The organism is Musicola keenii, assembly GCF_014855505.1.
Taxonomy (GTDB): domain Bacteria; phylum Pseudomonadota; class Gammaproteobacteria; order Enterobacterales; family Enterobacteriaceae; genus Musicola; species Musicola paradisiaca.
Genome location: NZ_JAAWVW010000017.1, coordinates 67,994 through 88,776 on the forward strand (window position 1 = coordinate 67,994; position 20,783 = coordinate 88,776).

Genomic DNA, 20,783 nt, shown 5'->3' on the forward strand with positions numbered 1-20,783 from the left:
CAGAAAATCGTATACACAAACATCACTTAATGTATACAAAAACTCATATTGTGGCCCAATTCCTGCAATACACCGCTTGCCTGTATCAACAATATTCCATTTCTCATCGCAGACAAGAGGAGCAGATTCCATGCCAGAAACGACTATCACAACCGGGAAGAGCCCGGCGCATTACAGCCCCAGACTGTGTAATGAGGATCTGGCGCCAACGCGGGAACAGAACTGGTCTTGGTACAACATATTCTCGTTCTGGATGTCGGATGTACACAGTATGGGCGGCTATGTGGTCGCCGCCAGTTTCTTCACACTGGGGTTGGCCAGCTGGCAGGTACTGCTATGCCTGCTGGCGGGCATCTGCATCGTGCAACTGTGTGCCAATCTGGTCGCCAAACCCAGCCAGATGAGCGGCGTACCCTATGCGGTGATCAGCCGTCAGGCCTTCGGCGTGTTCGGCGCCAATATTCCGGCGGTGATCCGCGGGCTGATCGCTTTCGCCTGGTACGGCATCCAGACGTATCTGGCCGCCAATGCGCTGATGCTGGTGGCGCTGAAGTTCTATCCCGCGCTGACGCCGCTGACGCAGCCGCATTGGCTCGGGCTGTCTGCGCTGGGCTGGATCTGCTTCGGTATTATGTGGCTGTTGCAGGCGATGGTGTTCTGGCACGGCATGAGCGCCATCAAGCGTTTTATCGATGTCGCCGGCCCGGCGGTCTATATCGTCATGTTGGCATTGGCCACATGGATTGTATACAAAACAGGGTTGAGCAGTATTTCATTCACGCTGGGCAGCAAGTCGCTCAGTGGCGGCGAACAGCTCTGGCAGATGATCACCGCCACCGCACTGGTCGTTTCCTATTTCTCCGGGCCGTTGCTGAACTTCGGCGACTTTTCCCGCTACGGCAAAAGCATGGGAGAAATTCGTCGCGGCAACCGCTGGGGGCTGCCGTTCAACTTTCTGCTGTTCTCCATCGTCACCGTGGTGATCGTCTCCGGCACCCAGTCGCTGTTCGGGCAGATGATTACCGACCCGATCGAGACCGTCAGCCGTGTCGGCAGTAGCGTGGCGGTGGCACTCGGCTTGCTGACCATGATCATCGCCACTATCGGCATCAACATCGTCGCTAACTTTGTTTCGCCGGCGTTCGATTTCTCCAACTGCGCGCCGCAGCGCATCAGCTTTCGCACCGGCGGCATGATTGCCGCGGTAGGCTCGGTACTGCTGACGCCGTGGAACCTGTTCCAGTCCCCGGAGCTGATCCACTACACGCTGGATGTGCTGGGCGCTTTTATCGGCCCGTTGTTCGGCATTCTGCTGGCCGACTTCTATCTCATCAAAGGCAGCAAGGTTGACGTGGATGCGCTGTTCAACGATGCGCCGGGCGGCCGTTACTGGTATCGCAACGGCGTCAATCCCAACGCAGTGCTGGCATTGCTCCCGTCAGTAGCGATAGGCCTAGTGATCAGCTTCATTCCCGCCTGGCATGACGTCGCCAATTTCAGCTGGTTTATCGGCGTGGCATTGGGGGCGGGTTGTTACCGTTATCTGGCTCGCCACGAACGGGCGCAGTCGCCCACTGCGTTTATGTCCGGGTTGGCGCTGGGTAAAGAGTAACCTGCCGCCAAGGTTCACACGTTCTCCTCGCCATCGACGCCACCAGTGCGTCGATGGCATTTTCTTCATCGATACAATTCCGCCTGAGGGCTGGTGATAATGCGCTCGGTTTATCGCAGGATAAGGCCTTTCATATCGCGCTCATTGCCATCAATGGCAAGCCGTATTATCCCCCCCAAACTCCCCAATAATGCAGGTATATTCAAACCGCTAAACGCCCCATTATTCTTCGCAAAGAACAATTCCATAAACGGTATTTTAATGACTCCAAACAATAACCAAAAAAGATAAAAACGAGATAATTCCTAGTCAAAATTCCGTCTTCAACCCGTCAATTAATATTCATGTAAACACCGAACTTATCGCAATATCTCTCGAATAAGAACAATCATTAATTAATCAATTAAAAACAACACATTAAATATAAAAAACCCTTAATGAATTATCAAAAAAACACGGTTTATATTGTGTGATAAATATTGAAAACCTCAGACCAAGGGTTGTCATCGACGCTCAGTATGCTAGGGTAATAACAGTCTCATCCATTCACAGGACAACACTATCGCACGATAAACCCCATAGGAAACCTTTCATTACATGGCAATTAAACTTGAAATAAAGTCTCTGTATAAAATATTTGGCGACCACCCTGACCGGGCATTTAAACTTATTGATAAAGGTCTGAACAAAGATCAGATTTTCAAAAAAACCGGTCTGACTGTCGGGGTGAAAAATGCCAGTCTGGCCATTGAAGAAGGCGAGATTTTCGTGATCATGGGATTATCCGGTTCCGGTAAATCCACGCTGGTACGCCTTCTCAATCGCCTGATCGAACCGACCCGCGGGCAAGTGCTGATCGATGGCGCGGATATTTCCCGTCTGCCCGACAGTGCACTACGTGAGGTTCGGCGTAAAAAAATCAGCATGGTATTTCAGTCGTTCGCGCTGATGCCTCATCTCAATATTCTCGACAATACCGCCTTCGGCATGGATCTGGCCGGGGTGCCGCGCGCCGAACGCGAACAGAAGGCGATCGCCGCGCTGCAACAGGTTGGGCTGGAAACCTATGCCCACGCCTATCCCGACGCGCTCTCCGGCGGCATGCGCCAGCGCGTCGGTCTGGCGCGGGCATTGGCCAACGACCCGGACATCCTGCTGATGGACGAGGCATTTTCGGCGCTTGACCCGTTGATTCGTACTGAAATGCAGGACGAGTTGATCCGCCTGCAGGCGCGACAACAACGCACTATCGTCTTTATTTCCCACGATCTCGACGAAGCGATGCGCATCGGCGATCGCATCGCCATCATGCATAGCGGCGAAGTGATTCAGGTCGGTACGCCGGATGAGATCCTCAACAACCCGACGAACGACTATGTCCGCGCCTTTTTCCGCGGCGTAGACGTCAGCCAAGTGTTCAGCGCTGGCGATATCGTCCGCCGTCGGCCCGTGGCATTGATCCGTAAAATTCCGGGCGTAGGGCCGCGTTCAGCATTGAAAATATTGCAGCAAGAAGATCGCGAGTACGGCTATGTGCTGGAACGCGGTCAGAAATTTATCGGCGTCGTTTCCCTCGATTCACTCAAACAAGCGCTGCAGGCGCAACAGCCGTTGGAGCAGGCATTGTTACCCGCGCCGGCGGCTGTCTCCGCCAGCATGCCGCTCAGCGAACTGATCTCTCAGGTGGCGCAGGCACCCTGTGCGGTGCCGGTCGTCGGAGAACACCATGAATATCTTGGCATCATCTCCAAAGGGATGTTGCTGCAGGCGCTGGATAAGGAGGGCTCGCTACATGGCTGATACGCAAAACCCAAACCTGAACGAAACGCTGAGCGGGGATACCGCCAGCCAGACGGCGGATCCCTGGGCGACGCTCGGCCAGCCGGCCAGCGCATCCCCCGCATCGGATCCCTGGGCCACAACGCCCGGCAGTGCGCCAACCTCGGTCGACCCATTGCACAACAATCCACCGTTGCACAGCCCGCCAACTGCCGATGCCCCGCCGCAGAGTGCAGACTGGCTGAATAACGCACCCGCTAACACGGATACGGCGTTCAATCCGCTTGATCCGTTCCACCACACGTTGGTGCCGCTCGACCGTTGGGTCACAGACGGGATCGACTGGCTGGTGTTGCACTTTCGCCCGCTGTTTCAGGGGATCCGGATGCCGGTGGACATCATCCTGAATGCTTTCCAACAGTTGCTGACCGGCATTCCGGCGCCCGTCGCCATCCTGCTGTTTTCCCTGTTGGCCTGGCAGATTGCCAGCGCCGGCATGGGGGCGGCCACATTGTTGGCGTTGATCGTCATCGGTGCCATCGGCGCCTGGTCGCAGGCGATGATCACCCTATCGCTGGTGCTGACCGCGCTATTCTTCTGCCTGCTCATCGGCCTGCCATTGGGCGTTTGGCTATCCCATAGCCAGCGCGCCGCCCGTGTGGTGCGACCGTTGCTGGATGCCATGCAAACCACCCCGGCATTCGTCTATCTGGTACCGATCGTCATGCTGTTCGGTATCGGCAACGTGCCCGGCGTGGTCGTCACCATCATTTTTGCGCTGCCGCCGATCGTTCGCCTGACCATCCTCGGCATTCGCCAGGTACCGGCGGATTTGGTGGAAGCGGCGGAATCCTTCGGCGCCAGCCCACGGCAGATGCTGTTCAAGGTGAAACTGCCGCTGGCGATGCCCACCATCATGGCAGGCGTCAATCAGACGCTGATGCTGGCGCTGTCGATGGTGGTGATCGCGTCCATGATCGCCGTAGGAGGGCTGGGGCAGATGGTGCTGCGCGGCATCGGCCGACTGGATATGGGCCTGGCATCCATCGGCGGCGTCGGCATCGTGGTGTTGGCCATCATTCTCGACCGGCTCACTCAATCTCTGGGCCGAGACGCCCGCAACCGCGGCCCGCAGCGCTGGTATATGCGCGGCCCCGTCGGTTTGCTGATGCGTCCGTTCGTCAAAGCCTGACGTTCCACGCCCGCCTCCTCGCCGACGGCGTCAACACGCCGTCGGTCAATACTCGCCACCATAAAGGAACAACGACAATGCGCTATTTCAACATGGCAACGCTTGCCTTTGGTTCGCTACTGACGCTGTCAAGCTACGCGGCCGATCTGCCCGGCAAAGGGATAACGGTCAAACCGATTCAGAGCCCGATGGCGGAAGAATCCTTCCAGACGTTGCTGGTTAGCCGAGCGCTGGAAAAACTGGGCTATCACGTCGATACACCCAGCGAAGTGGACTACAACGTCGGTTATACCTCGATCGCCAACGGCGACGCCACGTTCACCGCCGTCAACTGGCAACCACTGCATAGTGATATGTATCGCGCAGCCGGCGGCGACAACACATTTTACCGGCAAGGTACGTATGTTTCCGGCGCGGCACAGGGCTACCTGATCGACCGCAAGACGGCGGAGCAATACCACATTACCCGTATCGATCAATTGAAAGACCCGAAGCTGGCACAGCTCTTCGACACCAATGGCGACGGAAAAGCCGACCTGACCGGTTGCACACCAGGCTGGGGTTGCGAGGCGGTGATCAACCACCAGTTACCCGCCTACCAGCTTGAACAGACCGTCACGCACAATCAGGGCAACTACGCCGCCATGATTGCCGACACGATTACCCGTTACAAACAAGGAAAACCGATCCTCTACTATACCTGGACGCCGTACTGGGTCAGCGATGTGCTGGTACCGGGACGCGACGTGGTATGGCTGCAGGTGCCGTTCTCCTCACTGCCGGGTGCCCAGAAGAATATTGATACCCGGCTGCCTAACGGTGCGAATTACGGCTTCCCGGTGAACAATATGCATATTGTCGCCAACAAAGCATGGGCGGAAAGAAATCCGGCCGCGGCCAGACTGTTTGCCGTTATGACGTTGCCGATCGCCGATATCAACGCCCAGAATCTGCGCATGCACCAGGGCGAGGCGTCGCAACAAGATATCCAGCGCCATGTAGACGGTTGGATCAAGGCGCATCAGGCGCAGTTCGACGGCTGGATCAGTAATGCCCTTTCCGCGGTGAAGTAAGCCTTCCCTCACCGGAACCGACGCCGTAGCAGGCGCGATATTCTGGAACGACGAGGCACTGGAGTGGGGCGCCCCACCGATACCGGATGCGCAATGCGTTCGGTATCGGTCACTGCCGCGCTCTACAGCTTGCGCCGCCGACCGGCACGTTGCACAACAATAGCGAGCGCTTACCTGCATCGGCTACGCGGTCTCAATCTGGCTCATGATTCCGGCGCTGGATTGGCCCCGACGCCAGGCTGGCAGACTATGCTGGCGATAACGCCGTTAGTCGATAATTAATTCTTATATATCAAAAAAATCAAACCAATTTACTGGCATCGCTGCACAAGCTGTTTGATACTGGCGCCCTTCTTCTCCACACCGAACTCACCATAACCATGCCTGCACAGCCCCCCTCAGTCGTCCTGAGCCCAGCCTTGATCCTGCTGATGTCTTCGGCAACCGGCCTGGCCGTCGCCAGTAACTACTATGCTCAGCCGTTGTTGGATGCCATCGCCCATGCGTTCCAGCTCTCCGTCAATCAGGCAGGATTTATTGTGACCGCTGCCCAGTTGGGCTATGCCTGCGGCCTGCTGTTTCTGGTGCCGCTGGGGGATATGTTCGAACGCCGTGGGCTCATTGTCGTCATGACGCTACTGGCCGCCGCCGGCATGCTGATTACCGCATCGTCGCCGACCTTATGGCTGATGGTGGCCGGTACCGCCATCACCGGGTTGTTCTCCGTGGTGGCGCAAATTCTGGTTCCGCTGGCGGCGACGCTGGCCACGCCGGAAACGCGCGGTAAGGTGGTGGGTACCATTATGAGCGGCCTGTTGTTGGGGATCCTGCTGGCGCGGACGCTGGCCGGTGCACTGGCCTCGCTGGGCGATTGGCGCACCGTTTACTGGGTCGCCAGCCTGTTGATGATCGGCATGGCGGTGTTGATGTGGCGGGCATTACCGCGTTACCGCCAAACAACCCATCTGAACTACCCCCAACTGCTGTTTTCCATCGTCCAGCTGTTCCGGGAAACGCCGTTGTTGCGCATCCGTTCCGCGCTGGGCGCTATCGTATTCTGTAATTTCAGCATGCTGTGGACGTCCATGGCATTTCTGCTGTCCGCCGCGCCTTACCACTATTCGGAAGGCGTGATCGGGCTGTTCGGTCTGGCCGGCGCAGCAGGTGCGCTGGCGGCAGGCCGCGCCGGACGCTTGGTCGACAAAGGGAAAGCTCGATTGACCACCAGCATCGGCCTGCTGTTGCTGGCGCTCTCCTGGCTGCCCATCGCGGCGGGCGTGAGTCAGATAGCGCCGTTATTGCTCGGTATCGTCGTGCTGGACATGGCGGTGCAGGGCGTGCATGTCACCAACCAGAGCGTGATGTACCGCCTGATGCCCGACGCGCGCAACCGCGTTACCGCCGGATACATGACGCTGTATTTCATCGGCGGCGCGCTCGGTTCACTGATTTCCGCCACGGCCTATCAACACTTCGGTTGGTTAGGGGTTTCCATTACCGGCAGTGTCGTCAGTCTGCTGGGTTTACTGGTATGGCGGTTCGGTCAACGCCACGAAATAGCTGCCGATACAGAGAGATGAAGCGAGGCCAGCGCGGGGGCTGCTAGGTTTTGACGATCTTTGCGCCTATGATAAGCGCCGACAAACAGGGTGCGCCCGCATGATGTGCGATGGCGCGGTGCGATGTCTTCCGGCCTGCCGGACAGACGAATCATTACGTGACAACACATCACCCAGCAATGAGTTGAACAGCCGTGAATTCCACACTTCAATCACCACATAATGACGATATCCCTCAGCCAACGGGGGCAACCTTCGCCGAAGGGTTGTTCGACAGCTTGCCGATCGTGATCGGTTATCTGCCCGCGTCTTTCGCTTTCGGCATGAACGCCGTCAAATTAGGGTTCACTCCGCTGGAAGCGATTTATCTTTCCGCCGTGATTTACGCAGGCGCCAGTCAGTTCGTCATTACCGCGTTATTGAGCGCCGGCGCGTCCATTTGGGTCGCCGCACTGACCGTGATGGCGATGGATGTGCGGCATGTGCTGTACGGCCCATCGCTGCGCCAGCGTATTTTGCAACGCCTGCCTACGGGGAAAACCGCGCTGTGGGGGTTCGGCCTGACCGATGAAGTGTTTGCGGCAGCCACGACACGGCTGGCCAAAAACAATCGCCGCTGGAGCGAGCCCTGGATGCTGGCGGTGGCGCTGAGCGCCTGGCTGTCCTGGGGGATCGGTACGGCAGTCGGCGCGTTGTTCGGTAACGGGCCACTACAGGACTATCCCGCTATCGAGGCCGCGCTGACCTTCATGCTGCCGGCGCTGTTTTTGAGCTTTCTGCTCGCCTCGTTCAAACGGCACCAGAGCCCAGTGGTCATCGCCGCGCTTGGCGGCGCACTGCTGGGACTGACGCTGTTTTCTATCCCGGCAGCCATTTTGCTGGGGATCGGCTTCGGCTGCCTGGCGTCGCTACTGCCAGGGCCGCTCGCAACCGGAGAAACCCGATGAACACATCAATATTGCTTATTGGTTTAATCGTGGGACTTGTCAACTTCGGATTCCGCTACCTGCCCTTGCGGCTGGGTACGTTGCGAGCATCCAACACGTTGCGACGGGGGAAGAGCGCGCTACTGCTCGACAGCATCGGTATCGCCTCCATCTGTGCCTTGCTGATCGTTTCCGGCATTCCAACCGTATTGCGTCACCCGGAACAGTGGCCGCCAACACTGGTAGGATTTGCCTCGCTGACGATCTGTTTTTATAAAACCCGCAGCATTGTACTCGCCACGCTCTTCGGTGCGCTGTGCTATGGCGTGATGTTCAAAGTGCTCCTCATGTCGCTTTGAACGGAAAACCGAAGGTGACTGACATACCGGTCGAGGAAAAAAATCCGTCATGCAGCCGACAGTCTGCTAAGTTTCACTCAGTTATAAATAAGCACTAATGGACAAATTTCTCGCATTTACCTAATTAGTAACATTAGTTACTATGCAGTTCGTGATTAATGAGGTTGACATCAATGGAAAGTTCATTTGCCCCAATAGAAGAGATGTTGCGCATGCGGGCGTCCCGCCGGCCAGAGTTTCCGTATCAGGAAGTGTTGTTGCTACGGCTGTTCCTGCACATGCAGACCAAAATCCTGGAGCATCGCAACCAGATGCTGAAGGAACAGGATATCAACGAAACCCTGTTCATGGCGCTGATTACCCTGGAATCACAGGAAAATTACAGTATTCAGCCGTCCGAACTCAGCGCGGCATTGGGTTCCTCGCGTACTAATGCCACACGGATCGCCGACGAACTGGAAAAACGCGGCTGGATAGAACGTCGCGAAAGCGATAGCGATCGCCGTTGCCTGCATCTGTTCATGACGGAGAAAGGGAAAGCCTTTCTCGATGAGTTGTTGCCGCCGCAGCATCGAAGCCTTCATTTTCTCTGCTCCGCGTTGACAAACGACGAACAGCAGCAATTAGAAAAGCTGATGCGCAAGCTATTGTCTCGTCTTGATGAAATGGATACCGAGACGCCATAAACCTTCAGCACCATCGGATAAGTCATACATGACTGAACCAGGCAGACGCTCCCGTTCACAGGGGCGGTTTTATTTTCAGTCAGGCGAATAAATTGCCAATCAAGGACGTTGATACCGGCGCTTTTATGCTGCCGGTCGGGAGGCCCCGCGTCAGGGCGCGGAGCCGAATTAAGGAAAATATGGCAATCGTCATTGCAGCATGACTGATGCCCAGCGAAAAAATCCAACAGGGAGAAAACCATGAGTGCCAACGTGGAACATCAGGCTCCAGCATCCACGCCTTCCAGACCTAAAAAGCAGCGTAAATGGATTTTAACGTTGCTGTTGATCCTCTTCATTTTTATCGGTTGCGTGTGGTTCGCCTACTGGTATCTGGTGTTGCAACATCACCAGGAAACCGACGACGCCTACGTCGCGGGCAACCAGGTGCAAATCATGTCCCAGGTCAGCGGCAGCGTCACACAGGTGAACGTCGATAATACCGACTTCGTCAGAAAGGGCGACGTACTGGTGGAACTGGATCCGACCGATGCCGAACAAACATTCGAGCGTTCCCAAACAGCGCTGGCCAACAGTGTGCGTCAGGTACACCAGTTGATCATCAATGGTCGCCAGTACAAAGCCAATATCGAGGTGCAACAAGTCGCACTGGATAAAGCCATCAGCGATTTGAACCGCCGCGAAGCGCTGGGCCGCGCAAACGCCATCGGCCGCGAAGATCTGCAACACGCCCGCGACGCCGTCACCAGCGCGCGCGCCTCCCTGGAGGCGGCCAGACAGCAATACGCCGCCAATCAGGCCATGATTCTGGATACACCGCTGGAAAAACAACCGACGGTACAACAGGCCGCCGCCGATGTGCGTGATGCTTGGCTGGCGCTGAAACGCACCCATATCGTCAGCCCGGTAGAGGGCTACGTATCACGCCGCAGCGTGCAGTTGGGAGCCCGCATCACCACCTCATCCTCGCTGATGGCGGTCGTGCCCGCCAATAATCTGTGGGTCGACGCCAACTTCAAGGAAACCCAGTTGACCAAGATGCGTATCGGTCAGCCTGCAACGATAACCAGCGATCTTTACGGCGACGACGTGGTGTACAAAGGCCGGGTTGTCGGGCTGGATATGGGTACCGGCAGCGCCTTCTCTTTGTTGCCAGCACAGAACGCCACCGGCAACTGGATCAAAGTGGTGCAGCGTCTGCCGGTTCGTATCGAACTGGATCAGAAGCAACTGGCGGAGCACCCGCTGCGCATCGGGTTATCCATGCTGGTGAAAGTCGATACGGCGATAGCGGAAGGGAAATCGTTGTCGGATGCACCGCGCACAGCCCCCGCTTACCAGAGCGATGCGCTGGAGCTGGATCAGACGCCGGTCAATCAGCTCATTGATCGCATCATTCGAGCCAACGCCGGCTAAACGCGGACAAAGGAGAGCAGCATGGAAAGAACTCCGCTTAAGGGCGCAACGCTAGCCCTGATGACGATCGCTCTGTCGTTGGCAACCTTCATGCAGGTACTGGACTCGACGATCGCCAACGTAGCCATTCCGACCATTGCAGGGAACCTGGGCGCCTCCAACTCACAGGGAACGTGGGTCATCACCTCATTCGGGGTTGCGAACGCCGTCTCTATCCCGATTACCGGCTGGCTGGCCAAACGGCTGGGTGAAGTCCGCCTGTTCGTCTGGGCTACGGCGCTGTTTACCTTCGCCTCCTGGCTGTGTGGGGTCTCCACCAGCCTGGAGATGCTGATTGCCGCGCGTATTTTTCAAGGCCTGGTCGCCGGCCCGATCATCCCGTTGTCGCAGAGCCTGTTGCTGAACAACTACCCGCCCGCTCGACGCAGTATCGCGCTGGCGCTGTGGTCGATGACCGTGGTGGTGGCGCCGATTTTCGGCCCGATTCTGGGCGGCTGGATCAGCGATAACTATCACTGGGGGTGGATCTTCTTCATCAACGTTCCGTTGGGGATTGCCGTGGTGCTGGTCACGTTGCAGGTGCTGCGCGGCAGAGAGACCAAGATCGAAATTCGGCCTATCGATACCGTCGGGTTGGTTCTGCTGATCGCCGGCATCGGTTGTCTGCAAATGATGCTGGATCGGGGCAAAGAACTGGACTGGTTCAATTCGACGGAGATCCTGACGTTGACCGTGGTGGCGGTGGTGTCGCTGTCGGTGCTGGTCGTTTGGGAACTGACCGACGACCACCCGGTGGTGGATTTATCACTGTTCAAGTCACGCAATTTCACTATCGGCTGCCTCTGCATCAGCTTGGCGTTCATGCTGTATTTCGGCACGATTGTCCTGCTGCCGCAGCTGCTGCAAACGGTTTTCAGTTATACCGCCACCTGGGCCGGGCTGGCGTCCGCACCGGTTGGCCTTATGCCGGTCATTCTGTCGCCGCTGATCGGTAAATTCGCGCCGAGACTGGATATGCGCAAACTGGTGACGTTCAGCTTTATTATGTACGCCGTCTGCTTCTACTGGCGCGCTTATACTTTCGAACCCGGTATGGATTTCGCGACTTCGGCCTGGCCGCAGTTCTTCCAAGGGTTTGCGGTGGCGTGCTTCTTCATGCCACTGACGACCATCACCCTCTCTGGTCTGCCGCCTGAACGCATGGCCGCAGCGTCCAGCCTGTCGAATTTCGCCAGGACGCTGGCCGGCTCCATCGGAACCTCGATTACCACGACCATGTGGGAGCGACGCGAAGCGTTACACCATGTGCAACTGACTGAATCCATTACCCCTTACAATCCGCTGGCGCAACAGACCTACCAGCAATTGCAAGCCATGGGATACAGCCAGCAACAGGTCTCCGCCTATCTGGCGAACCAGATTACCGGACAAGGCTTGATCATCGGCGCCAATGAGATTTTCTGGATCTCCGCCGCAGTATTCCTCGTCTTGATTTTGCTGGTGTGGTTCGCCAAACCGCCATTTGGCAACAGCGGCAGTGCCGGCAGTAGCGGAGCACACTGATCGCCGCGATAATATGCCCCATCTTGTCGCCGACAAAAAAACGGGAGTGCATAAAGCACTCCCGTTTTTTTATCCCAAGCTGTCGATTTATGCGCGATTATGCCGCCACCATTCCGCCAGCAGGATGCCAGTCGCCACGGAAATGTTTAGACTTTCCACATTGCCGGTGCCGTTGATGGAGACCTTCATATCCCCTTGCTGCCAGGCACCATCAGAAAGGCCGTCGCCTTCCTGCCCCAATACGATCACCGTTCTGGCAGGCAGTTGAGTATCGTACAACGCCGCGCCCTTGTGGCTGGAGGTGGTCACAATGGTGTAGCCGGCCTTGCGGAACTGCGACAATGCATCGATCAGATTGTCAGATTGAATTGCCTTGACATGCTCCGCGCCGCCCTCGGCGGTACGTACTGCAGCACCGGATTCCAACTGCGACGCATCGCGCACCAGCACGCCATTAACACCAAAGTGTGCGCAACTACGCACGATGCCCCCCAGATTATGGGGATTGCCCACATCCTCCAACGCCAGCACGCAATCTTTCTCCGGCGCATGCTGCAAATAAGTTTGCACATCCAAACCACGGCGTTTTTTGATCAGGAAGCAGACGCCGCCATGGTGTTCCGTGCCGGAAGCACGGGTCAGTTCATCATTATCCACGACGTGGTAGGCTTTGCGATTGGCAGCCATCCAGCGCAGTGCTTCGCGAAAGCGCGGTGTGACTTCCTGCAGGAACCAGGCGCGAACAATCGCGTCCGGACGGCTATTAAACAGAGCCTGACAGGCATTTTCGCCATAGACGCGCGTTTCCTCCGCCCGCTGACGCCGCAGTTGCTCTGGATCGATTTGGCTTTTGCCGCTAATACCGCCCTGCTCGGCCGACTCGTCGGCTGCCCGCGATACCGTTTTCCACGGCGATACCGCACTGTCATAGGCTTCACGACGCGCCGGACGTTCACCGCCCTTCATAGCGCCGTCGCGGCGTGGTCTATTCTTCTCTCGCGCTTCGCGCGGTGCGCCATCGCGACGCTTATCGGACGATCGTTTGTTCTTGCCAGACGTATTTTTATCGTCGCTGTCTTCACTGCGGACATACATCACCCGGACTTTGCCACTTTTACCGCTCAATTCATCGCTCATGTTTTTCTCCACCTACACGCTGGGCGCGAAGATTACCTTATGTACAACTGCTTAGCCACCAGCCAGGTCATAAAAGTCGGCAACTATTATAATCATTGAATAAACCGCGTTGTGACGCCAGACCCGCCTCTCCATACTGAGCGCATTTCCTGACGCCGCCTGGTTTTATCGCCATTGATGCGCCGTTATACCTCTCATTTTTTTTGCTTAGAGGATCAGCATGAATACCGTATGCCCAGCATGCCATACCACTAACCGTCTGCCGGAAGAACGTTTGAACGATAACCCCCATGCCAAATGCGGCCGTTGCGGACAAGCATTGTTCAGCGCAACCGTGATCAACGCGACCGAACACACACTGGACAAACTGCTGCAGGACGACTTGCCGGTTGTCGTAGATTTCTGGGCGCCCTGGTGCGGCCCCTGCGTCAACTTTGCCCCTATATTTGAAAGCGTCGCGCAGGAAAACGGCGGCAAACTGCGTTTCGTCAAGGTCAATACCGAATCGGAACCTGCGCTAAGCGCACGCTTTCGTATTCGCAGCATCCCCACCATCATGTTGTTCCGGCAGGGCAAACCCGTTGATATTCTCAACGGCGCCATGCCGAAAGCGCCGTTTGAAAACTGGCTTAACGAATCGCTGTAACCCATGTCCATCGCCTCGTGCCGATAAGAAACGAGGCGACACCACTGTCGCCACACCGCCAAAACCGGCGGCCGGTGCAGCGTTCAGGACACAACGGGCTGTTGGTACGTCGGGACGTCGTTTAGAATAACGCTTTTTAGCGGAAAATCATGACAGGTAACGCCGTACTTCATCTGCGTCAGCAGCGGCTGGCGCTCTCAACCCGCCCTTTTCGTGCCCGGGGCTGCCGCGTCATTCGTTGTCAGGAATGTCTGCTGCCGCAAGCCCATTGTTTGTGCCACACCTTCGCGCCCTGCAACGCCCGCAGCCGTTTTTGTCTCATTATGTTCGATACCGAACCGTTGAAACCCAGCAACACCGGGCGCCTGATCGCCGATATTCTGCCGGATACCCAAGCGTTCCTCTGGTCGCGTACTGAGCCCGACCCCGCTCTGCTTACCGCATTGCAACCCGCCGATCGCCAACCCTGGCTGGTGTTTCTGACTGACGATGAGACGGATCGCCCGGTGAGCCATCAGTTGCCGCCTAACGGCAAGCCGCCGCTGTTCGTCATGCTGGACGGAACCTGGCCGGAGGCGCGCAAGATGTTTCGCAAAAGCCCCTATCTGGACAATATGCCGATTCTGTCGCTGAACGTAGAGGCTTTTTCCCGCTATCAACTGCGGGAAGCCAGCAGCGCCGGGCAACACTGTACCGCTGAGATTGCCATCGCCCTGCTGCAACAGGCGGGCGATACGCCGGCGGCCGACGCGCTCGCACAGCATTTCGATCGCTTTCGCAAACACTATTTGGCCGGAAAAGCCCATCACGCCTGGCAGGAATTTGCACCCAAAATCACAGCAAAATCGGACGCTGACGTTTAAGCTCAATACATGTGTCTTTAACAGGAACGACAGATGAGTCAGCGCGGGTTAGAAGCTCTGTTACGCCCTAAATCTATCGCGGTCATCGGTGCCTCGGAGAAACCCGGTCGAGCCGGGTTTTTGATGATGCGCAACCTGCTTGACGGCGGATTCGGCGGCCCGGTCATGCCGGTTACGCCCAGATATCGCGCGGTATGCGGCGTACTGGCCTATCCCGACGTGGCGCATCTGCCGACAACGCCGGATCTCGCCGTGCTTTGTACGCGGGCGGAACGCAATCTGTCATTGCTGGAAGCACTCGGCGAGCGGGGTTGTAAAGCCGTCATCGTACTGTCTGCGCAGTCGTCGCAATTCCATGATCTGAAAACCTGCGCCGCCCGCTACGCCATGCGATTACTCGGCCCCAACAGTTTGGGCCTGTTGGCTCCCTGGCAAGGACTGAATGCCAGCTTTTCTCCCGTTCCCATTATTAAAGGCAAGCTGGCGTTCATATCCCAATCCGCCGCTGTCTCCAATACCATTCTGGACTGGGCGCAACAGCGGGGAATTGGGTTCTCCTATTTCATTGCGCTGGGCGACAGCATCGACATCGACGTGGACGACCTGCTGGATTTCGTGGCGCGGGACGGTAAAACCAGCGCCATTCTGCTGCATCTGGAGCACATCAGCGATGCCCGGCGTTTTCTGTCCGCCTCCCGCAGCGCATCCCGTAACAAACCGATACTGGTGATCAAAAGTGGGCGCAGCCAGCAGGCGCAGCAGTTACTGCACTGCGGGCCGCATGGACTGGATGCCGCTTACGATGCCGCCATTCAACGCGCCGGATTACTGCGCGTGCGAGACACCCATGAATTGTTCTCAGCCGTTGAAACGCTCAGTCACCTACGCCCGCTGCGTGGCGAACGCTTGATGATCGTCAGCAATGGCGCCTCCCCAGCCGCGCAAGCGCTGGATCAACTGATCACACGGCAGGGCCGGCTGGCGCGTCTGGGCGAAGCAACAACGCAGGCGCTGCGTGTTGCACTTCCCGACGCCATGACGATCGGCAATCCGCTGGATTTGTGGGACGATGCGACGTCGGAGCGTTACCAATCGGCGTTGTCGGTACTGCTCGACAGCGACGATCTGGACGCCATTTTAGTCATTTACGCCCCGAGCGCCGTCGCGCCTGGCACAGAAAGCGCGACGAAACTGATTCAACTGTTGCAACAGCACCCACGCGGCAAACGCATCACCATGCTGACCAACTGGTGTGGGGAGTTTTCGTCGCAGGAAGCCCGACGGCAATTTAACGAGGCCGGTATTCCGACTTACCGAACGCCGGAAGGCGCAGTGACGGCGTTCATGCATATCGTCGAATATCGCCGCAACCAGCAGCAGCTTCGGGAGACGCCGGCGTTGCCGCGGGATCTCGCGACGGATACCGCTCAAGCCCACCGACTGATTACCCAGGCATTACACGCTGGCGCCACGCGGTTGGACATACACGAAGCCGCACCGATACTGAATGCCTATGGACTGAATACGCAACCGACCCGCATCGCCGAAGACAGTATCCAGGCGGCGAGGATCGCAGGGGAAATCGGCTATCCGGTCGCCATCAAACTGCGTTCGCCGGACATTCCTCACAAATCGGACGTACAAGGCGTCCTGCTGTATTTGCAGACAGCGAATGAAGTGCAACTGTCGGCCGAAGCCATCCTAAAACGTGTGAGGCAAACGCATCCCCAAGCCAGAATGCAAGGATTGTTGGTGCAAGGTATGGTTAACCGTAACGGGGCGCTGGAACTGCGCATCGTCGTGAAGCAGGATCCGGTCTTCGGCCCAATCATCATGCTTGGCGAAGGCAGCGCCGAATGGCGCGATGAAACGCAGGCGGAAGTCGCTTTACCGCCGCTGAATATGACGCTGGCTAGTTATCTGATCGTACAAGCGCTGAAGAGCGGTAAAATTCGCAGTCACGGCAGCATCGCTCCGTCGAATGTCGCCGCACTCAGCCGTTTGCTGGTTCAGGTGTCAAACCTGATTATCGATTGCCCGGAAATGTCCCAACTCGACATCCATCCTTTACTGGCGTGCGGCGATACGCTGACGCTGTTGGACGCCACGCTGCATCTGGAGCCCTTCGTTCAGGATCCGCACTCGCGTCTGTCTATCCGGCCTTATCCTCAGGAACTGGAGGAGCGGGTAACGCTCAAGGATGGCGCCTACTGTCTGTTCCGCCCCATATTGCCCGAGGATGAACCCTTGCTGAAATGCTTCATCGGCAGAGTGACCCGTGAAGATCTTTATTACCGCTATTTCAGCGAGATTAATGAGTTCACCCATGAAGATCTGGCGAATATGACCCAGATTGACTACGACCGCGAGATGGCGTTTATCGCCGTGCGCGAGGGTAACGAAGGCCCGGAGATTATGGGCGTCAGCCGGGCCATTTCCGACCCCGATAATGTCAGTGCCGAATTCGCCGTGTTGGTGCGATCGGATCTAAAAGGTAATGGGCTGGGCAGAAAGCTGATGGAAACGCTGATCCAGTATGCTCGCCAACACGGACTAACCCGGCTTACCGGCATTACCATGCCGCATAATCAGGGTATGGTGGCGCTGGCGAAAAAACTGGGCTTCACGCTGGACGTCCAGTTGGATGAGGGCATTGTCGCGCTGGAACTCCGGTTATCTTCCGATAACAGTAAGTGATGCAGATCCCATCAAGATCCGTCGCCAGCCGGCATCGGCAAAACTTGCTCACTCACCTGGGCAAGTAATGGTATCATCCTCCGATTCGGCTATGCCTTAACGTTTATCATGACCGGATGGTCATGCCATGATGAAGAGAAGAAACGCACTGTGATGTTGTCAAAACTAAAGCTCGCCAAATATCAACAACACCTTGCACAACTGCCCAAAATTCCTCAGTCCGCTGATGCCGTTCAGACGATTAGCAGCCCGGCGAATTTTCGCGCCACGCTGATGGCAAAGATTCCCGGCGCGGGCAAACGCATCTATCTTGTTGCACTGTACCTGGAACATGACGACGGCGGTGAGGCGATTCTGGAGGCGCTCTATCAGGCCAAACGCCAACGCCCCGATTTGGACGTCCGCATTCTGGTTGACTGGCACCGCGCCCAACGCGGACGCATTGGTGATGTCGCTGCCAGCACCAATGCCGACTGGTACTTCGAGATGGCGCAACGAAACGCGGACGTTCAGATTCCGGTCTACGGTATACCGGTCAATACTCGCGAAGCGTTAGGCGTATTGCACCTGAAGGGTTTCATCATCGACGATAGCGTCATTTACAGCGGCGCCAGCCTGAACGACGTCTACCTTCATCAGCACGATAAATACCGTTATGACCGCTATCACCTGATCCACAATGCGACCCTGGCCGATACGATGGCGAAGTATGTGCAAGATCTGTTGATTTCGACGGCGGTTCAGCGCCTCGACCGTCAGGATCGTCCTAAAACAATTGAAATCAAAAATGATATCCGGCAGTTCCGCCAGTCGTTGCGTCATGCCACCTATCACTTGCCCGGCGTCGGCGATAACAATAGTCAGTTAGCCCTGACGCCGCTGGTCGGTTTGGGAAAACAGAGCCCGCTGAATAAAACGATTCATCATCTGATGTATTGTACCCGGCAGCGATTAGTCATCTGCACACCGTACTTCAACCTGCCAGCGTTACTGGTTCGAAATATCATCCGATTACTGCGCGATGGCAAACAGGTTGAAATCATTATTGGTGATAAAACCGCTAACGACTTTTTTATTCCTGAAGACCAGCCGTTCAAGATTATCGGGGCTCTACCTTATCTGTATGAAATCAATCTGCGGCGTTTTCTTGGCCGGTTGCAACAATATATCGATAACTCGCAGCTTGTCGTCAGCTTGTGGAAAGATGGCGACAATACCTTCCATCTGAAAGGAATGTGGGTTGATGATGAATGGCAATTATTGACGGGTAATAACCTGAATCCCCGCGCATGGCGGCTTGATCTGGAAAATGCCATTCTTATCCACGATCCTCAGCAGGTGCTGCTTGAACAGCGACAAGAAGAGCTAAACCACATCCGTACCCATACCCGAGTGATCGTTAATTACCAGCAATTGCAGGGCATCGCTCAATACCCGGCGAAAGTGAGAAAACTTATCCGCCGTCTTCGCCGCATCCGTATCGACAGGCTTATCAGCCGGATCATGTAGCATTCACCAAAATAGCCGACGCTCTGGTCGGCTATTTTGGTGGGGGATGCTATCACTAGAGCTTTTCCCCCTGCCCTTTACGGTGCAATCCGAGCGATACTAGAAATGCTAGCCCCCCCATAACGGAGACGTACCAAAAAAACATCGTTTCAGCCCCCGACGCTTTCAGCGACAATGCGACATATTCCGCAGAGCCGCCAAACAGCGCATTCGCAACGGCATACGACAAGCCAACGCCCAATGCCCGGACTTCCGGCGGAAACATTTCGGCCTTCAAAATGCCGCTAATAGAAGTGTAAAAACTCACAATCACCAGCGCCAACATCACCATTGCAAAGGCAAGTACAGGGTTGGTCGTTCCTTGCAACACCGTCAGGATCGGCACAGTCAATAGGGCTGCCAGCCCGCCAAATAACATCATCGAGTTGCGGCGACCCATTTTATCCGACAAGGCGCCAAATACCGGTTGCAGTAACATAAAGACAAAAAGCGCCAGCGTCATCAAACCACTCGCGGTCTTCGCATGCATCCCCGCCGTATTCACCAGATACTTCTGCATGTAGGTCGTATAAGTATAAAAACTCAGCGATCCCCCGGCAGTGAAGCCCAATACCATAATGAAGGATTTACGGTTACGCCAAAGCCCTCGCAACGACCCAGCATCCCGGTGTTCACGGGTCGATTTCGCCGAGGTTTCATTCAGCGATCGACGCAGATACAAAGCAACCACCGCCAGAACGGCACCAAGAGCAAATGGGATCCGCCATCCCCAGGCGCGTAACTCGTCTTCTGTTAATAATTGCTGCAGGATAACCACAACCAACAGAGCCAATAATTGCCCGCCAATCAAAGTGACGTACTGGAATGAAGCATAAAAGCCTTTACGTCCTTCAAGCGCTACCTCACTCATATATGTAGCGCTCGTACCATATTCCCCACCGACGGATAATCCCTGAAACAAACGAGCAAGCAATAATAATACTGGCGCCCAGGTTCCAATAACGCTGTATCCCGGTAGACAGGCAATAACCAACGATCCCATGCACATCATGCACACCGAAATCAGCATGGAGTTCTTACGTCCGTGCTTATCCGCAATATAACCGAATAACCATCCGCCAATCGGGCGCATGAGAAAACCGGCAGCGAACACACCTGCAGTTTGCAATAATTGCGTTGTAGTATTACCTGAGGGGAAAAATATATGCGCAAAATAAAGTGAGCAGAATGAATATACGTAGAAATCAAACCATTCCACCAGATTACCTGATGATGCGCCTACAATCGCCCATATGCGCTGTCTAGCATGAATCTCTGATGGCTCTTTCGTGGTATTTATTATATTTGCCATGTAGTTACACCCCCTATCTACTCTTTCTGTGATTTGTTTATAAGGAATACAGTAAAGCAGGACAACCACCACCGGACAAAAGATAACGCCCCACTTTAATTACTTAATTTAGACAGGAAAAACTTAACCATTAGAAATTACAGGAAAAGGAGATATTAATTATCGCCCCTGAGGATACGTTAGCAATAAACGTTTAGATTAAGGTTAAAATAAGAAAATCATATCGATTATAGGAAAAAGGGTTGGGGGGCTGTACGTCATTCGGTGTAACTACCGCTATATTAGGCGGTCCCGGGAGTGTTAGAAATTCTGTGTCATTCCAGTAGTATATAATCAAAAAGGAATGACATATGTCCCAGCCCTTCGATTTCGATAAAGCGCTTAAAGCCCTCCAGTCTGGTCAGGCATTAACGGG

General features: G+C 55.8%; 17 protein-coding genes. 15 read left to right on the forward strand and 2 right to left on the reverse strand.

What is annotated here, in order from left to right:
• Nucleotides 1-130 precede the first annotated feature (130 nt).
• The 11 genes from HEP82_RS15900 (at nucleotide 131) to emrB (ending at nucleotide 12,165) form a co-directional block, all read left to right on the forward strand.
• Nucleotides 131-1,612, forward strand: a complete 1,482-nt coding sequence (locus HEP82_RS15900) for an NCS1 family nucleobase:cation symporter-1 (RefSeq protein ID WP_192458980.1) — start codon at nucleotides 131-133, stop codon at nucleotides 1,610-1,612.
• A gap of 597 nt (nucleotides 1,613-2,209) precedes the next feature.
• Nucleotides 2,210-3,412, forward strand: a complete 1,203-nt coding sequence (gene proV / locus HEP82_RS15905; RefSeq protein ID WP_192458981.1) for a glycine betaine/L-proline ABC transporter ATP-binding protein ProV — start codon at nucleotides 2,210-2,212, stop codon at nucleotides 3,410-3,412.
• Complete coding sequence (gene proW / locus HEP82_RS15910; RefSeq protein ID WP_192458982.1) at nucleotides 3,405-4,583, forward strand: glycine betaine/L-proline ABC transporter permease ProW; 1,179 nt, start codon at nucleotides 3,405-3,407, stop codon at nucleotides 4,581-4,583. Before proV ends, proW begins: the two co-directional genes overlap by 8 nt.
• A gap of 77 nt (nucleotides 4,584-4,660) precedes the next feature.
• Nucleotides 4,661-5,656: a glycine betaine/L-proline ABC transporter substrate-binding protein ProX gene (gene proX, locus HEP82_RS15915; protein ID WP_192458983.1), complete on the forward strand. Its 996-nt coding sequence runs from the start codon at nucleotides 4,661-4,663 to the stop codon at nucleotides 5,654-5,656.
• A 93-nt stretch (nucleotides 5,657-5,749) separates the two neighbouring features.
• Nucleotides 5,750-5,938, forward strand: coding sequence for a hypothetical protein (locus HEP82_RS15920; protein ID WP_192458984.1), 189 nt, complete (start codon nucleotides 5,750-5,752; stop codon nucleotides 5,936-5,938).
• Nucleotides 5,939-6,036: 98 nt separating this feature from the next.
• A complete protein-coding gene (locus HEP82_RS15925; RefSeq protein WP_192458985.1) occupies nucleotides 6,037-7,236 on the forward strand; it encodes an MFS transporter in 1,200 nt (399 codons plus the stop codon).
• A 173-nt stretch (nucleotides 7,237-7,409) separates the two neighbouring features.
• Nucleotides 7,410-8,162: an AzlC family ABC transporter permease gene (locus HEP82_RS15930; RefSeq protein ID WP_331252928.1), complete on the forward strand. Its 753-nt coding sequence runs from the start codon at nucleotides 7,410-7,412 to the stop codon at nucleotides 8,160-8,162.
• Nucleotides 8,159-8,500 carry an L-valine transporter subunit YgaH gene (gene ygaH, locus HEP82_RS15935; RefSeq protein ID WP_192458986.1) on the forward strand — a complete coding sequence of 114 codons (342 nt, stop codon included), beginning with the start codon at nucleotides 8,159-8,161 and terminating at the stop codon, nucleotides 8,498-8,500. The genes HEP82_RS15930 and ygaH overlap by 4 nt, the downstream gene beginning before the upstream one ends.
• A 173-nt stretch (nucleotides 8,501-8,673) precedes the next feature.
• Nucleotides 8,674-9,186: a transcriptional repressor MprA gene (mprA, locus tag HEP82_RS15940; protein ID WP_192458987.1), complete on the forward strand. Its 513-nt coding sequence runs from the start codon at nucleotides 8,674-8,676 to the stop codon at nucleotides 9,184-9,186.
• Nucleotides 9,187-9,426: 240 nt separating this feature from the next.
• Nucleotides 9,427-10,602, forward strand: a complete 1,176-nt coding sequence (gene emrA / locus HEP82_RS15945) for a multidrug efflux MFS transporter periplasmic adaptor subunit EmrA (protein ID WP_192458988.1) — start codon at nucleotides 9,427-9,429, stop codon at nucleotides 10,600-10,602.
• Nucleotides 10,603-10,623: 21 nt separating this feature from the next.
• Nucleotides 10,624-12,165, forward strand: coding sequence for a multidrug efflux MFS transporter permease subunit EmrB (gene emrB, locus HEP82_RS15950; protein WP_192458989.1), 1,542 nt, complete (start codon nucleotides 10,624-10,626; stop codon nucleotides 12,163-12,165).
• Between the two features lie 87 nt (nucleotides 12,166-12,252).
• On the opposite strand, the gene HEP82_RS15955 is transcribed toward emrB, so the two are convergent.
• Nucleotides 12,253-13,302: a tRNA/rRNA methyltransferase gene (locus HEP82_RS15955; protein WP_192458990.1), complete on the reverse strand. Its 1,050-nt coding sequence runs from the start codon at nucleotides 13,300-13,302 to the stop codon at nucleotides 12,253-12,255.
• 220 nt (nucleotides 13,303-13,522) lie between these two features.
• Between HEP82_RS15955 and trxC the strand changes: the two genes are divergently transcribed.
• The 4 genes from trxC (at nucleotide 13,523) to pssA (ending at nucleotide 19,017) form a co-directional block, all read left to right on the forward strand.
• Nucleotides 13,523-13,948 carry a thioredoxin TrxC gene (gene trxC / locus HEP82_RS15960; RefSeq protein ID WP_192458991.1) on the forward strand — a complete coding sequence of 142 codons (426 nt, stop codon included), beginning with the start codon at nucleotides 13,523-13,525 and terminating at the stop codon, nucleotides 13,946-13,948.
• A gap of 149 nt (nucleotides 13,949-14,097) precedes the next feature.
• Nucleotides 14,098-14,811: a tRNA-uridine aminocarboxypropyltransferase gene (locus HEP82_RS15965; RefSeq protein WP_192458992.1), complete on the forward strand. Its 714-nt coding sequence runs from the start codon at nucleotides 14,098-14,100 to the stop codon at nucleotides 14,809-14,811.
• A 33-nt stretch (nucleotides 14,812-14,844) separates the two neighbouring features.
• Nucleotides 14,845-17,508 carry a bifunctional acetate--CoA ligase family protein/GNAT family N-acetyltransferase gene (locus HEP82_RS15970; RefSeq protein WP_192458993.1) on the forward strand — a complete coding sequence of 888 codons (2,664 nt, stop codon included), beginning with the start codon at nucleotides 14,845-14,847 and terminating at the stop codon, nucleotides 17,506-17,508.
• 153 nt (nucleotides 17,509-17,661) lie between these two features.
• A complete protein-coding gene (pssA, locus tag HEP82_RS15975; RefSeq protein ID WP_192459001.1) occupies nucleotides 17,662-19,017 on the forward strand; it encodes a CDP-diacylglycerol--serine O-phosphatidyltransferase in 1,356 nt (451 codons plus the stop codon).
• A gap of 55 nt (nucleotides 19,018-19,072) precedes the next feature.
• Here the strand turns inward: pssA and HEP82_RS15980 are convergent, their stop codons facing one another.
• The gene (locus HEP82_RS15980; protein ID WP_192458994.1) at nucleotides 19,073-20,368 is read right to left on the reverse strand and encodes an MFS transporter; all 1,296 of its coding nucleotides are present in this window, start codon (nucleotides 20,366-20,368) and stop codon (nucleotides 19,073-19,075) included.
• Between the last annotated feature and the right edge of the window lie 415 nt (nucleotides 20,369-20,783).